Raw genomic sequence first — 13,888 nt, 5'->3', positions numbered from 1 at the left:
CGCGATTTTTTAACGTTTAAAACCGTCAAGCGGTGTATGATTGCGCCCGTCAGCCCCGCCGGGGCTTGTGGAATACCTCCATGGACTTACCCAGTAGTTACTCAGTATCCCGTTTTAACAATCATGAACTGACTGATTGATCCTTCCGGCGTGCTCCTCTGCTGGGAGTGGAGTTCGCCTATGACCGAAGTAGAAGTAAAGAAAACGCAGGAAAGCCTGCAAGACCGCCTGGCTCAAGTCGTCGAGCTGCTGCAGCGCCAGCGGGTAGTTGAAGACCTGACGCACCGTCAGGAAGGCCATCATCATGACCGGGTCGAGAACCTGGTCCATCGGCAGAACCTCGTCGAGTTGCAACGCAAGCTCGATGATCTGCACTCTGCTGACGTTGCCTACATCCTTGAAGCCTTGCCTCTGGAAGAGCGTCTGACCGTCTGGCAGTTGGTCAAGGCCGAGCGTGACGGCGACATCCTCCTCGAAGTATCCGATTCCGTACGTGAAACCCTGATCGCCGACATGGACGATCACGAGCTCCTGGCTGCCGCCAAGGAGATGGACGCTGACGAACTTGCTGACCTGGCCCCCGAGCTGCCGCGAGACGTCGTCCATGAGCTGATGGAGGCTCTCGACGGCCAGCAGCGTGAGCGCGTTCGCTCCGCGCTGTCCTATGACGAGGAGCAGGTCGGTGCGCTGATGGACTTCGAGATGGTGACTATCCGCGAGGATGTCAGCCTGGAAGTGGTCCTGCGTTATCTGCGTCGCCTGAAAGAATTGCCAAGCCACACCGACAAACTGTTCGTGGTGGACTACGACGGCGTGCTCAAAGGGGTGCTGCCGATCAAGCGTCTGCTGGTCAATGACCCGGACAAGCAGGTCGCCGAGGTCATGGCCAGTGATCCGGTGAGTTTTCACCCTGATGAAGACGCCTACGACGCGGCTCAGGCGTTTGAGCGTTATGACCTGATTTCGGCCCCTGTGGTCGACAAGAACGACAAGTTGATCGGCCGTTTGACCATCGACGAAATGGTCGACCTGATTCGTGAGGAAAGTGAGACTGAAGTCCTCAACATGGCCGGTCTGCGGGAAGAGGAAGACATCTTCGCCTCGGTCTGGAAATCCCTGCGCAACCGTTGGGCCTGGCTGGCGATCAATCTGATTACTGCGTTTGTCGCGTCCCGGGTGATTGGCCTGTTCGAGGGCTCGATTGAAAAGCTGGTGGCGTTGGCGGCCCTGATGCCCATCGTTGCAGGTATCGGTGGCAACTCGGGTAATCAGACTATCACCATGATTGTCCGGGCAATGGCCCTGGACCAGGTGAGCACTGGCAACACCTCGCGCTTGATGCGTAAAGAGCTGGCAGTAGCCCTGATCAATGGCCTGGTCTGGGGTGGGGTGATCGGTGTCGTGGCGTACATGCTCTACGGGAGCTGGTCGCTGGGGGTGGTCATGACGGCTGCCATGACCTTGAACCTGCTGCTGGCGGCGCTGATGGGGGTTCTGATCCCTATGACCCTGGCGCGCCTGGGGCGTGATCCGGCGATGGGCGCTAGCGTGATGATCACCGCCATGACTGACAGTGGCGGCTTTTTCATCTTTCTCGGCCTGGCGACCATTTTCCTGCTTTGAGCCGTTCTTCCCTGTTGGTTACCGACGAAGCGCCTAAATGGCGCTTCGCTGCTTTTGGCGGGGCAAAAAAAAGCCAGCGACTAGGCTGGCTTGAGCTTGCGAGATGCAATCAGGTGGCGTCTGCGGCCATTTCAGCGTCATGGGCGATCAGCGAAACCAAAGCGTTTTGCTGGCGATGTGAGAGTTGGCGGAAACGTTGAAGCAGTTCGCGCTCATGCAAGGACAGTTCGGGGCTGTCCAGGCGCATGCTCAGCTCTTCACCCAAGGCGCCTTCCTGAATAAGACTCTGTTCCAGGCGCGCGATGATTTCGGAGTTCATGCTGCGGTGATGATTGCGAGCCACCTCGGCAATGCGTTCACGCATCCCGTCGGGTAGACGTACGACGAACTTGTCAGCCGTACGGCTGGAATAAATTGCCTGTTTCAATGGGCGCATATATTTAACCGGTTAGTTCAGGGGGAGCGGTTCTCGGAATTGGCCGCGGGCTGTCTTTTAGGACAAGCCTGAATGCCAAATGTTCAACCTGAATTGTTAAGAGGCCCGCATCATGCCTCAAAATTGCCAGATCCTTGGCGTCAATTCTGTGACAAATATTGAACTGGATAAAGGCGTTATGCCAGCACCAATTATCAGAAATGCGGACTGGTTTGAAAAGTTCGTCGGGTCCGCGTTGCTGGCCGCATTCTCCCATCCTGCGGGAGTGTCAGTGCACCGACGAAGGTGCATGCTATGCGGGTGAAAGTGTAATCCCTACCTGTCAGAGGATAGTGGCAAATGGCCAATTTACTAGTTGTGCTCTGCGGAGCAGCCACCCATGCCGGGTAGGTTGATCTACTTGATGGGGCCTTCAGGGGCCGGCAAGGATAGCCTGATTGATGCGGCCCGGCAGCCTTTAAGTGCGTTGGGCTGTGAAGTGGCAAGAAGGGTGATCACGCGCTCTGCCGAGTCGGTGGGAGAGGAGGCGATTGAGGTCACCGCCGAGGAGTTCGCGAGACGAGTAGGCCGGGGGGATTTCGCTTTGTTCTGGCAGGCCAATGGCCTGGGTTATGGGATTCCTGTGGTGATCGATAGCTGGTTGGCGCAGGGGCGCAATGTCCTGGTCAACGGGTCCAGAGGCTATCTGTCCAGGGCGCGAGCTCGGTATCCCGATCTGATTCCGATAGTTCTGACGGTTGATAACGAAGTATTACGCCGTCGCTTGCTGCGTCGGGCCAGGGAAAGCCTGCCGGAGATAGAAGAGCGCCTGCAGCGTAATGAACAGTTTGCCCATGCCGGCTGGCTGGATGAGGAGGGAGTGGTTCGCCTGGATAATTCTGCCGAATTACAGGTTACCTTGAGGCGCCTCTTAGGCATATTGCAAGAGCACGGTATCAGCGCAATACAGGGTCGAACTTGATCTTGCGGCCAGCCAGCAGTGCCAGCAGGAACAGGCCGAACAGTGAGCCGCTGATGATCAGTGGCGCGCTGCCCAGAGGTTCTTCAGGCAGGAACACAGCGGCAATGGCGCTGAGTAGCGTCAGAACAAGCAGGCTTTTGGCAGCGGTGGACATAAATGGCTCCTGTAGTCTCGGTCTCAAAATACCCAGCGTTCAGTGGATGCGGCGGCTGGCTGTTGCGAGGCTTTTCCCTGGGTAACCCGGGTCACTGAGCCAGGCTCAATCTGGGTGTTCATGACTGCCAGCTGGGGTGCCTGGCGTTGCTGGTAATGGGCGAAGGATGACCCGCCAGGGGCAGCGTCATCTGCAGGTTGAAAGTGAAAGGCCGCCAGTACGGCGATGGCAATCGCATTCAAGAGCAACAGAGCGCTATTCATGGGCGGCATCTCCTCAGTGTTTATCCACTAATTAAGCAGCCTGCGTGCCAAGAGTTTACCTGGCGATAAAGTCTTTAAAAACAATATGTTGAGCTGATTTTTAAAGTCTCTTGAATTGCATTTTGCAATGATGGCTTTTTGCAGTGATGCAATTTGCACGACGCGGCATCGAAGCCGCGGGGCGAGCCTGATGCTTCCTGCAAAAAGCCCTATGGATCACATGACAAATGCAGCCTTGGCCGTTAACATGCACGCCGTCCTCCGCGCCGTGCCGCAATGGCGCTCGCTGTTTTGTCTCAGTAGCTCAATTGGATAGAGCATCCCCCTCCTAAGGGGAAGGTTGGCAGTTCGAACCTGCCCTGGGACACCATACAAATCAATACTTTCAGCGACTTTCCTCTCTACTCAAAAGTCACCATGGGTGCAGGGTGGGTGCAATGGCACTCAGTCCTTTGCGAAATTACGAGCAACGCCAGCCTCGGAAATTGCAAGGTGATCTGACTCAGGAAGCCCGTGTAGCTCTCCCACATAACGCATAAACTCCCGAAACTGCTCTTTTGCTTTGTATGCTCAAGCCTTGTTCAGCTGGGCATACTCAAAAAAGCCGTTTAGCCCCGGACATTTTCGATATAGTGGCTCATAGCTACCAATTGGCTTGGGGGCTCAGGTTTTATTGAGGTTTAGGATTTGTTAAAGCGCAATTTGTTAGTTCCAGCCGTCTCCTTGATCGTTACTGCCTTTCTCGCTGGATGCTCTTCACATCAGGGTGCGACTCCAGCAAAGCCGGTTAAAAAGCCTGTTGTTCTGATTGCGGACGAACACAATTCAAAGGTCATTTTCAAAGCGGTCAGTATTGAATCGCCTGTGACGTTTCAGATTGGGAAGCCGGGAAGTCTGAGCAGCGTAGGTGCTGTATACAACGATGCTCAAGAACGGCAGATGCCGGCGTTTGCTAGGGGGCTATATAAAGGGCTCGCTCGGGGGATGCATGGTGCTAGGCCGAGCCGAGAGATTTTGGTGCCAGCAGGTCAGGTGACGGAGGTTGAAGGTGAAGCAACTTGGCGAAACAACATTGGAACGACTTATCGGATAGAAAAATGCGGCCCTTTGTCTCGCACCTTTCTCGCGCAGCCGAATAAGACATATCTGGTTGAGTTCGATTTGCAGAATTTCTCGGTCTGCACCCAGAAGATTTTCGATATCTCCCAGAAAGGGCAGAAAGATCTGATCTCACCTGCCGCTCATTAGTCGCTGGAGTTGCTTTACCGCGTACCGGTGTTAGTGCTTGGTAGGTGTTTTCATCTTGCGTCTCTCACATTGCTGCTACATCTGATCTTCGGCGTAGATTCAACGGCTCTGCTGAAGACGCCACTGATGGAGCCCATTTTGCGATTGACCGTCGACGGCTTGTTGCCTGACTGCATCCATCCTGTACGGATCTGGTCCAGGTCACGGCCGGTGATTGCGTCGAGGCGCTGTGACATGATCGTGTCGAAGTTGCAGCTCAGGGTGTGCTGGGTCTTCTTGTGGCCTTTGTGGTGAGTCTTGAACCACGGCATATAGGTGTCTTCGATGAACTCCCGTAGAGAGGGTAGGGCGGTTCCTCTGCGCTTTTGGGTAACGGCAAGTGGTTCGCCAAGCGCTCGAGCTTCTGCGAGATACTGAGTTGCCTCGGTCCTGGCTTGGTCTAGGGTGAGAATGCCTACTCGCCCCAGTGTCTTCTTGCGGCCGCGGGCCCAGGACACAACGTACGATTTCGCGCCGGCCGCAGTCACCCGAACGAATAGGCCCGTGACGGTGGTGTCGTGAACCTCATATTCGCTGCCAGTGACCTGCAGCGAGGTAAGCAGTTTTGCCGTTAGCTTCTCTTTCAATTTGTTCCCATGGGTGCATGGTGGGTGCAAAAAGAACTATACGGCGTCGTTTTTACGGACACAACCGGACGCTAAGCCCAATAAACACTGGGTTTGGCCAAGCGGGCTGGCGTCTCTAATGACCCTCCTAAGGGGAAGGTTGGCAGTTCGAACCTGCCCTGGGACACCATATAATTCGTATCTTTCTGGGCTGATCCCTGCGCGGTTGATCTGTTCTTGGACCCCGGAGCGAAAGAATAAAGAAAAGCCCCACCGGGCGATCCTCCGGCGGGGATTTTTTGATTTCTTCTATCCGAGGGGCACGTTAAATAACGCTCCCTTTTTCTTGTATTGGTGCCAGCCTGACCAGCGTGGGGCTACGTGCTTGTGCACAGGGCCACAGTGAGTGTTTTTGATGGCCTGCAAGGATTCACGTTGTTTTGCTGATCTGGCTGCTTGTCGCCAGGGCCAGAAATATCAATCCGCTACCGGACAGAGCGCCGGCAATCCCTTCCAGTCGACGCTTGCCCACACTCCGCTGCCGGGTGCAAGCAACTGGCTCAGCTTCGCTTCATTGAATGAAGTTCCCAGCGAATCGGCCCTGAATGCGGCTATCCATTGCTGGCGGCCCAGCATGAAGGCCTTGCCGAAGTCTTCCCAATCGTTGAAGCAGTCCTGGGCCCGTTGGGCGTTGAGCAGCATGATGCGCCACCCTGTTTCAGGTTCGAGCCAGCTCATCAACATGGCGCAACGGACAAAAAATGCGCTGCGCACGCAGGCGAAGGCCATGGCTGCTCGCGGGTCGTCACTGGGATTCAGGCCATGCAGGTCAATACGAAACCACTGGCGCTCCAGGGTGCCATTGAGGTGGGCGCAGACTTCGTCGTCGGTGGCGTTGCTGCGAAAACCGATCTGGTGCAGCAACGAGGCCCGCAGGGTGCTTTTCGCCTGATCCATGAAGTGGGTGGTATCGGGGTCGTAGAAACCGGTCATTCCGGTGGCATCGACCATGGGTTGTGCCAGTGTCAGTGCCCAACGCTTACGTGGTGTGAATACCACCAGGGATGTTCCCGACGGGCGGCGAAAGTGACGCCAGCCCAGCCAGGCGCCGAATAGCACGACAATTACCGTCATCATCTGCGTATTACCTGCTTCTGTTTTGCCATGTGCTGATTTCTTCGGCCAGGGATGGGGACATATCTGACCAGGGCACGCCTTCGGTCCGATACTGCGGGTCCTCGGCCTGACGTGGTGGCAAGGGGGTTTTCTTGAAGATGTGGCGGGTGGCGTACTTGACGGTCGGCGCCTGGGGCGCGACCTCCAGCAGCAGGTCGGACTGGCGTGCCGCGACCAGCCATTCGACCATGGCCGAAGGGGCTTCCAGCCGTCGGAACAACTGTGGGTAACGGGCTACCAGACGGGTCTGGGTTTGAGGGTCGCTGACTTCTTCGATACGCAGCCAACCCGCCTCGGTACGCACTATGCCGATGGCAATGCAGTCGGCCGGGGTCTGTTGGTCGGTACCCAGGGTGTTGAGAAAGCGCAGCAGGTCGTGGAAATAACGTTCGACGGGCGGGCGGTTCTGCTTGCCTTTGACCTGCTCCACCGTCAGTGCACCGTCGTCCTGGATGATCAGGCTGACGGTGATGTGGGGTTGGCCTTGAGCATCGCGCAGGCTGAACACGCGCATGCCCTGCTGTTCCACCGCTTCGGCGTAACGCTCGCCGTAGCCGCCGGTCAGGGCCCGACGGTCGGCGAACTGCCCGAGGCAATGGCGCATCACGTAGCTTTCAAAAGCCATCTCGGCCCGCAACAGCGGGCTTTGCGGGCGCAGTTCGACCCAGGTGTGCTCGGCACAGGTAAGGGTCACGGTCAGGGCTTGGGCAGAGCTCTGGCGCCATCCCTGATCGACCCGGGCCGCCATTTGTGCATGCTCCCTTTCCCACAATGCCAGCGCTTGCGGGCAAGTGATGCGATCCAGCTTGCCCTCAAGAGCCGTGCCTTTGCGTGAGGTCAGGAACTCCACCAGTTGGGCTTCCTGGTGCAGCAGCTGCGGCTCCTGCGGGTCGATCCAGACCAGGGGCGCCAGGGCTTTGGCGGGGTCTTCGGATTGCGCCTTGGCAGCGCGCTCGAAATAGCCGTTCACCCAGGCCGGCACCGAGTCGCTACCCAGGGCCGTACAGGCGTCATCCAGGGACTGGATGCGTCGTGCCGGTTCGAAGTTGCCTACCAGATGGCGATAGAAGTGGTTCAACAGCCAACCCTGCACTGCTTGCTCGTCCCTGCGCTGCTGGCTGCGCTGGGTGATACCGCGTTTCTGTTCATCGGCATTGAGCAGGTTGCGCGGGGCGTAGCTGGGGCTGCGCTTGTCGGCGCTTACTTCCATATCTGCCACCAGTTTTTCTTGCCAGCCGGTTGAGCCGGGGCTTGCAGCTCGCTCAGGATTTGCTCGATCCGGGCACGGCACCGGATGTCGTAGTCATCGTCCGGGGCACACAGGGCCAGGGTGCGTGCGCAGTAGTCAATGGCTTCGGCGGCGCGCCCCCGGGCCTTGAGGAAGTCCACCGAGGCGGACATGACCGAGACCTCGTTCAGGGACAGTACCGCCGGCTGGTAACGCTGCCAGAGGCTGTCGGCGTTGTCCGGATGGGCATGGGCCAGGTAGCGTGCGACCTGGATCCGGGCAAACAGCGCCGAGCTGTCCAGTTGCTGATCGCTGACGCCTTGCTCTTCCTGCCACTTGAGCAGGCGTTCGAGCCAGATGAGGATCTCATTGTCGCGATCGAGCTTGTACAGGGCGTACGCCACCGAGGCTACGTATTCATCCGGGTTGTGGCGGCTGTAGCCGAACTCGGCCGAATAATGCCAAAGCTGTTCCGCGGCATCGATAATGCCGGGCAGATCCTCCAGGCTGATACGCGCACTGAGCAGCCCGTTGTAGTGTTCGGCGAACGGGCTGGCGGCGATGCCCCGTGTATGCAGTTCGATGGCGTCTTCGTAGCGAATCGGGTTGTAGTAGCGGTAGTTGATCGCCAGGTTGTTGCAGAGCATGGAATACAGGTGCGCGCAGGCATCGTACGGGTGGCCGCTGCCGCTGGCGAAATAGCGCTCCATATGGGCCTGGCCCTGCTCATAGGCATCTCTCTGGGCTTCGCGCAGCAACGAATAGGCCTGGTCCCGGGCGTCCGGGGGCAGTTTGTCGGCTTCTGCTTCGGCCAGGTCTTCAATGCCCAGTGCGTAGTTGTAGGCGTGCTTGCCGCAGGACAGGACGGGCTTGGGCGCTTTGAGTGCCTCGATAATCCCCTGGCTGTTGATCCGAGCGGCAAACAGCGAAAACGCACTGCGGTTGTCTTGCATGCGGCCTGCCTGGATGGCGTTTTGCAGCAGGCTGGCTTCAGTGGCCGCATCGATCAGGCCGTGCTCAGCGTCATGCACGGCTGCCAGGCGGGTGATCCAGGGGTGATCGGGCGCGCGACGCACCGCTTCTGCACGAGCTTCGGTATACAGCGCGTCGCTAGCTTGCAGGTCCTCCATGGCCAGGGAGAGTGCGGCCAGCAGTGGCGTGGTGGCAGACTCGCTGGTTTCGATGCTTGGCAGTGCTTGCAGGAAACTCTGCAGCACTTCCTCGGTGATACAGGCACGCATCACGCAAATCGGCCACCAGGCACTGCGCTCATCAGGGTCTTGCAGGCGATCGAGTACCAGGCGGGCGGTGGCAGGCCATAGCTCGGTTTGCCGGTCATAGACATCGATGAATGCGCGAAATCCGGCTTCGTCGATGCGGCCAGCTTCCATCAGCCAGGGCAATTCGTATTCGATAAAGTTGTTGCCGCCGTCGGAATCCAGGCTCAGGGCTGCGGCATTGCAGATCTTCAGGGCGCCGGCCAGGTCGCCCTGGGCGTGCAGGGCGCGGGCCGCCAAGCGTGCAGTGCGCACTTCCCATTCGCGGCGCTGGGGCAGGGAGCGGCCAGTGGTCAGTTGCGCGATGGGTTGCTCGAACAGTGCCAGGCGCAGCGGAATGATCTCGATCAGCGAGTTGCCCAACCACAGCCAGTCGCCTTCATCGATATCCTGGTCCGGGCCGGCGGTACGTACGGCGTTGACCGCCTCCAGGGCTGCACTACGGGCCTCTTCATTGCGGTCGTGGTAGGCCAGGACTCGGGCGCGGCGCTGATACTGATCGGCGGCATCCCAGGCACGCAGGGCCGCGCGGGCAGGGTTGCCCAAGGTCAGGGCGTAGCGCACTTCGATGGTTTTCAGTGCTATTTCACAACTAGCGCGTTCCAGATCGTCGAAGATCCGATAGCGGCGGTAATGCTCGACATTGAAATCCAGGGTTTGCGTGGCCATCTGTTCGAGCTGTCCGAGCACTTCGATCAGGGTTGGCTCGTCATCGAGGTAGTTGGCGACCCGCAGGCGCAGGATAGCCAGGTTCATCATCAGCTCGGCGCGGGCCGACTCTGGGGCGGCTTGTACAAGAGCGTCGCCATCCCGATCGATGACGGCCCGGGCTGCCGCTGAATCACCGGCCTGCATCCACAGGGTGTGCAGGCGGTCGATGGACGCCAGGGAGTCGGCCTGCAGCGGTTGTGCCTGCAACTGAGCCAGCAGGGCATCGGTTTCCTGTTCTTGCTGTTGCGCCTCCAGGCGGTCCATGAACTGTTCCAGTTCAATGCCGGTTATCGCACTGCTGTTATGCGCCATCGTTAACTCCATTTGATAATGACCTGCGCATCACGTGATGCACTGCCTGGCAGACCGGCACTTCCTCGTCGTTGGTACCTCCGTGGGGTGTCATGCCGATCCTTCGACACCCGGGTCGCAAGCCTGCGACGCTTGCGACTGATGGACCCTTTATTGCGCGGCAGACCCTCTGCAATGCAGGGGCATTTCCGGCAAGAAACGATCGAGGCTGTGAGGCGCTGCACGCTATCAGGTGATGTTTCAGAATCCAAGGTTTGAGCGTGCAAACGGGCCTCTTTTACGGCTGAGTACACGGGCTGGTCGAGACTTGTGTAATCCGCGGTGAAATGCCGCCCGTCGGCTATAAGGGAATGCGTAATCCGGCCGATAACCTCAGTGGACAATTGTGTTCCCAAGTGGCGGCCTGGATCACAGGCCGGCCGGAAAGTGCTTGATAGCCCGTGGCCAGCAGCTATTATCTGCGCGCCAAAAACAGGCTGCGAAGCCGGGTGGGTCCTGCTGTCTTTGGATTGATCTTCTTACTTGCCTGGAATCTTCGATGCTGGCGTACCACCAAAAGAGCTTTTTGATCGTCGATGATTTCTCGGACTTCCGCAGTTCGGTGCGTTCGATGCTGCGTGAGCTGGGCGTCAAGGATGTAGACACCGCCGACACTGGCGAGCAGGCCCTGCGCATGTGCGCGCAGAAGCGCTACGACTTCATCCTCCAGGACTATCACCTGGGCGACGGCAAGAAAAACGGCCAGCAGGTGCTCGAAGACCTGATGCTGGAAAAGCTCATCAGCCATGAGAGCGTGTTCCTCATGGTCACCGCCGAGAGCAGCCAGGCCATGGTGCTCAGTGCCCTGGAGCATGAGCCCGATGCCTACCTGACCAAGCCTTTCAACCGCTCCGGTCTGGCCCAGCGCCTGGAGCGCCTGCAGCAGCGCAAGACGTTGCTCAAACCCATTCTCCAGGCCCTTGACCGGGGCAAGCCGGTGGAGGTGCTCAACGCCTGCATCGCCCTGTGCAAGCAGGACCCGCGTTATGCGCCGTTGTGCCTGCGCTACCGCGCCGATGCCCTGCGCGACATGCATCAGAACGAGGCCCTGGAGCGCCTGTACAACAGCATCCTGGCGGACCGGCCACTGCCCTGGGCCTACGTCGGGCTGGGGCGCCTGCTGTTCAAGCGCGGGCAGGTTGGCGAGGCCAAGGCGGTCTATGAAAAGGCCTTGAAGGCCTTTCCGATGATGCCGGGCCTCTACGACGGGCTGGCAGAGGTGCTGGTAGCCGAAGGCGATACCCAGCGGGCCCAGAACGTGCTGGAAGAGGCGGTGCGCCTTTCTCCCCTGGCCGTGCGGCGCCAGGCATTGCTGGGCAAGCTGGCCATGGCCAACGAAGACTTTGACAGCGCCTCCCGGGCCTATCGCCAAGCGGTGTCCCAGGGCGCGCAGTCGCGTTTCAAGGACCCGGAAAGCAACCTCGGGCTGGCCCATGCCCTGATCAGCAAGGGCAGCGAGAGGGGCCTGGACACGCGCACCCGGCTGGAAATCAACCAGACCCTGAGTGCGGTGGCCAAGGAGAATCCCACTGACCCGGGCCTGCAGATTCGCGCGCGGCTGATGAAGGCCACGAGTCTGTTGCTCAATGATGCCGAGACCGCGGAAAAACTCACCGAGCAGGCGTTGCTGCGCCTGGACGGCATGGAGCAGTTCATGAGCCCCGAAGCGGCGCTGCTGGTGGCCAAGCAACTGCAGATGCTGGGGCAGGCCAGTGCCGGTGCTTCGATGCTCAAGAACTGTGCGGAGATCTATGGTGATGATCCGAAGGTCATGCAGAACATCGCCAAGCTGACCGACGACCCGACTATCCTCAGTTCTTCCAATGCCGCCGCCGATATCAACCGTCAGGGCGTGCGCAGCTACAAGGGCGGCAACCTCGCGGAAGCGCGGGAGTTGTTCCGCAAGGCCCTGGCCATGCAACCGAAGAACATCAGTATTGCCCTGAACATGGCCCAGTCGCTGCTGCACGGCGCCGACGCCAATCCGGACGCGGCACTCCTGGAAGAATGCCGGGCGTGCCTTAAATTGGTGGGCATGATGCCCGATACCGACGCGCGTTATCCGCGCTATCAGAAGCTGCGAAGCAAGGCGTTTGGCCAATGATCGAAAAGCAACAGGCGCTCGACTTTTCCACGGTGATCGCCTCCACCGTACATGACATGAAGAACTCCCTGGCCATGCTGATGCAGGCTCACGCCCAGTGGCTGGCGCGCTTGCCCGAGCAGCAGAATGCGCCAGAGCAGGGGGTGATCGACTATCAGTTCGCCCACCTCAACGGCATGCTGGTGCAACTGCTGGGGCTGTACAAGCTGGGGATCAACCAGCTGCCGTTGCAGCCGGCCTACCACGAACTGGATGACTTCATCGAAGCGCAACTGGTGAGCCACCAGGACGTGTTCAAGAGCCGTGGCATTTCCGCCGCCTATGAAGTCGATCCGCTGAGCCCCCTGGGGTTCTTCGATCGTGAGCTGATCGCCTCGGTATTGGCCAATTGCATCAACAATTCCATTCGCCATGCACGTCATGCCCTGCTGATCAGCGTCAGTGATGAGGAAGGGCAGGTGGTGCTGTCCATCAACGACGATGGCGAAGGCTATCCCCAAGGGATGATCGAGCGTCAGGCCGACTATGTGCAGGGCATCAATCAAAGCAGCGGCAGCACCGGGCTGGGCCTGTACTTTGCCGGGCGCATTGCCGAATTGCATCAGCGCAATGGCGTGTGCGGCCACACTCGGATCAGCAACGGCGGCCCATTGGGCGGCGGGTTGTTCAAGCTCTACTTGCCCTGAGCCGCGAGTGGTTGAAGGTGTGCCTCGCCCAGTTGCCGCCCGGCCAGGGCCAGGCATTCCAGAAAGGTTGCCAGTGCGACCTTGGGTTCCTGGCCCTGGCGGGTGATGCAGTGAAAGTGCGAGCGGTAGGCCAGGCGCTCGGGTAGCAAGGCGCGCAGTTGGCCCTTGGCCACCCAGGCCGCCGCATAGTGGCTGGGCAGGTAACCCAGGTAGGTGCCGGAGAAAATCAGCGTGGCGATGGCCTCCATGGCGTAGGCGCTGACGCTCTGGTTGAAGTGCAGGTCATGGGGGCGCTGGTGCTCCGCCATGTAGCCCCGGCTCACATAATCGGCGGCGCAGATCTCTTCCAGGGTCAGTGTTTCGTCGGTGCGCGGGAACAGTGGATGGCCATTGGCGCAGTAGAGGTTCTGTTCCTCCTCGAACAGGTGCTGATAGTGCAACCCCGACAGTTGATGGTGGAAAGCGCCGATGGCCAGGTGCAGGCGTTCGTCGAGCACGGCCTGTTCCAGTTCGTCGGGGCGCATCAGGTGCAGGTTCGGCCGTACCTGGGGCAGGCGCCGGCGCAGATGGCCCAGGGCCAGGGACAGGGGGGCATAGGGCAGGCTGATCAGGCTGTCGACACTGCCGATCTGCAACTGCTCGCGGGTGATGGGGCCGAGGCGGTTGGCGTGCTGGCGAAAGCGCTCGATGTCGGCGAACAGCAACTGTGCTGCCTCGAACAGCTCCTGGCCCTGATCGGTCAGCTGAAATCCGCTGCTGCCGCGCCTGCACAGGGAGTAGCCCAGGCGCTCCTCAAGGTCCCGGACCACCACGCTCAGTCGCGACAGGCTGGTGTTGAGCCGTGCCTGGGCTGCGGTGAACCCGCCGGCATCAACGATGGCGCAGAACACCCGCAGCATCCGCAAATCAATATCGGCAAGGCTTCCCAGCATGGGCGCTCCCTCAAGTTGGCGTAGGCGACTTGTCGAGCCTACTCCCTTGTCCTGATTGATGGACACCATGGACCTGTAACAAGGCTGGCGGCCTGCTTGCCCCGCCAGTGGGGGCAGGGCCGGGGATTTTACT

Annotated in this window: 12 protein-coding genes, 1 tRNA gene and 1 pseudogene; 6 read left to right on the top strand and 8 right to left on the bottom strand. The window is 59.4% G+C overall.

All coding sequences use genetic code 11. The features are described from left to right. Positions 1-180: 180 nt before the first annotated feature. A complete protein-coding gene (gene mgtE, locus KI242_RS23495) occupies positions 181-1,623 on the top strand; it encodes a magnesium transporter (protein WP_011062760.1) in 1,443 nt (480 codons plus the stop codon). Between the two features lie 109 nt (positions 1,624-1,732). On the opposite strand, the gene KI242_RS23490 is transcribed toward mgtE, so the two are convergent. After that, on the bottom strand, positions 1,733-2,059 hold the full coding sequence (locus KI242_RS23490; protein ID WP_003204761.1) for an Arc family DNA-binding protein: 327 nt from the start codon (positions 2,057-2,059) through the stop codon (positions 1,733-1,735). Between the two features lie 379 nt (positions 2,060-2,438). Between KI242_RS23490 and phnN the strand changes: the two genes are divergently transcribed. Beyond that, a complete protein-coding gene (gene phnN / locus KI242_RS23485) occupies positions 2,439-3,020 on the top strand; it encodes a phosphonate metabolism protein/1,5-bisphosphokinase (PRPP-forming) PhnN (RefSeq protein WP_077934639.1) in 582 nt (193 codons plus the stop codon). Here the strand turns inward: phnN and KI242_RS23480 are convergent. Both KI242_RS23480 and KI242_RS23475 read right to left on the bottom strand, forming a co-directional pair. Beyond that, a complete protein-coding gene (locus tag KI242_RS23480) occupies positions 2,995-3,174 on the bottom strand; it encodes a PA3371 family protein (protein WP_041119533.1) in 180 nt (59 codons plus the stop codon). The two genes, phnN and KI242_RS23480, sit on opposite strands and share 26 nt — an antisense overlap. Positions 3,175-3,197: 23 nt before the next feature. Further along, positions 3,198-3,437 carry a hypothetical protein gene (locus KI242_RS23475; protein WP_212805599.1) on the bottom strand — a complete coding sequence of 80 codons (240 nt, stop codon included), beginning with the start codon at positions 3,435-3,437 and terminating at the stop codon, positions 3,198-3,200. 293 nt (positions 3,438-3,730) lie between these two features. Here KI242_RS23475 and KI242_RS23470 point away from each other — a divergent pair. Next, a tRNA-Arg gene (locus KI242_RS23470) sits at positions 3,731-3,807 on the top strand. 317 nt (positions 3,808-4,124) lie between these two features. Next, the gene (locus KI242_RS23465; protein ID WP_172682023.1) at positions 4,125-4,685 is read left to right on the top strand and encodes a hypothetical protein; all 561 of its coding nucleotides are present in this window, start codon (positions 4,125-4,127) and stop codon (positions 4,683-4,685) included. Positions 4,686-4,783: 98 nt separating this feature from the next. Here the strand turns inward: KI242_RS23465 and KI242_RS23460 are convergent. The 4 genes and pseudogenes from KI242_RS23460 to KI242_RS23445 form a co-directional block, all read right to left on the bottom strand. Then, positions 4,784-5,311 (bottom strand): annotated as a pseudogene (locus tag KI242_RS23460) (Arm DNA-binding domain-containing protein); the annotation flags it as partial. A gap of 456 nt (positions 5,312-5,767) precedes the next feature. After that, positions 5,768-6,427 (bottom strand): DUF1266 domain-containing protein, encoded by a 660-nt coding sequence (locus KI242_RS23455; RefSeq protein WP_015636673.1) that lies wholly within the window; start codon positions 6,425-6,427, stop codon positions 5,768-5,770. Positions 6,428-6,434: 7 nt separating this feature from the next. Then, complete coding sequence (locus KI242_RS23450; RefSeq protein ID WP_053159805.1) at positions 6,435-7,676, bottom strand: hypothetical protein; 1,242 nt, start codon at positions 7,674-7,676, stop codon at positions 6,435-6,437. After that, positions 7,667-9,994 carry a hypothetical protein gene (locus KI242_RS23445; protein ID WP_212805598.1) on the bottom strand — a complete coding sequence of 776 codons (2,328 nt, stop codon included), beginning with the start codon at positions 9,992-9,994 and terminating at the stop codon, positions 7,667-7,669. Before KI242_RS23445 ends, KI242_RS23450 begins: the two co-directional genes overlap by 10 nt. Positions 9,995-10,532: 538 nt before the next feature. Between KI242_RS23445 and KI242_RS23440 the strand changes: the two genes are divergently transcribed. Together KI242_RS23440 and KI242_RS23435 are read left to right on the top strand one after the other, a co-directional pair. Beyond that, positions 10,533-12,137, top strand: coding sequence for a tetratricopeptide repeat-containing response regulator (locus KI242_RS23440; RefSeq protein WP_015636670.1), 1,605 nt, complete (start codon positions 10,533-10,535; stop codon positions 12,135-12,137). Beyond that, positions 12,134-12,823: a HAMP domain-containing sensor histidine kinase gene (locus KI242_RS23435; protein WP_011062753.1), complete on the top strand. Its 690-nt coding sequence runs from the start codon at positions 12,134-12,136 to the stop codon at positions 12,821-12,823. Before KI242_RS23440 ends, KI242_RS23435 begins: the two co-directional genes overlap by 4 nt. Here KI242_RS23435 and KI242_RS23430 read toward each other — a convergent pair. Beyond that, positions 12,811-13,755: a LysR family transcriptional regulator gene (locus KI242_RS23430; protein WP_015636669.1), complete on the bottom strand. Its 945-nt coding sequence runs from the start codon at positions 13,753-13,755 to the stop codon at positions 12,811-12,813. The genes KI242_RS23435 and KI242_RS23430 overlap by 13 nt on opposite strands. Positions 13,756-13,888 lie beyond the last annotated feature (133 nt).

Source organism: Pseudomonas sp. Eqa60 (genome assembly GCF_018326405.1).
In the GTDB taxonomy this organism is placed as follows: Bacteria; Pseudomonadota; Gammaproteobacteria; order Pseudomonadales; family Pseudomonadaceae; genus Aquipseudomonas; species Aquipseudomonas protegens.
The sequence above is the reverse complement of the archived record's forward strand: the minus strand, read 5'-3'. Positions and strand labels throughout refer to the sequence as shown.

Excerpts from the sequence above, each read along its gene's own strand:
- mgtE (WP_011062760.1), top strand. The coding sequence starts at position 181 with ATGACCGAAGTAGAAGTAAAGAAAACGCAGGAAAGCCTGCAAGACCGC.
- KI242_RS23490 (WP_003204761.1), bottom strand. The coding sequence starts at position 2,059 with ATGCGCCCATTGAAACAGGCAATTTATTCCAGCCGTACGGCTGACAAG.
- phnN (WP_077934639.1), top strand. The coding sequence starts at position 2,439 with ATGCCGGGTAGGTTGATCTACTTGATGGGGCCTTCAGGGGCCGGCAAG.
- KI242_RS23480 (WP_041119533.1), bottom strand. The coding sequence starts at position 3,174 with ATGTCCACCGCTGCCAAAAGCCTGCTTGTTCTGACGCTACTCAGCGCC.
- KI242_RS23475 (WP_212805599.1), bottom strand. The coding sequence starts at position 3,437 with ATGAATAGCGCTCTGTTGCTCTTGAATGCGATTGCCATCGCCGTACTG.
- KI242_RS23455 (WP_015636673.1), bottom strand. The coding sequence starts at position 6,427 with ATGATGACGGTAATTGTCGTGCTATTCGGCGCCTGGCTGGGCTGGCGT.
- KI242_RS23450 (WP_053159805.1), bottom strand. The coding sequence starts at position 7,676 with ATGGAAGTAAGCGCCGACAAGCGCAGCCCCAGCTACGCCCCGCGCAAC.
- KI242_RS23445 (WP_212805598.1), bottom strand. The coding sequence starts at position 9,994 with ATGGCGCATAACAGCAGTGCGATAACCGGCATTGAACTGGAACAGTTC.
- KI242_RS23440 (WP_015636670.1), top strand. The coding sequence starts at position 10,533 with ATGCTGGCGTACCACCAAAAGAGCTTTTTGATCGTCGATGATTTCTCG.
- KI242_RS23435 (WP_011062753.1), top strand. The coding sequence starts at position 12,134 with ATGATCGAAAAGCAACAGGCGCTCGACTTTTCCACGGTGATCGCCTCC.
- KI242_RS23430 (WP_015636669.1), bottom strand. The coding sequence starts at position 13,755 with ATGCTGGGAAGCCTTGCCGATATTGATTTGCGGATGCTGCGGGTGTTC.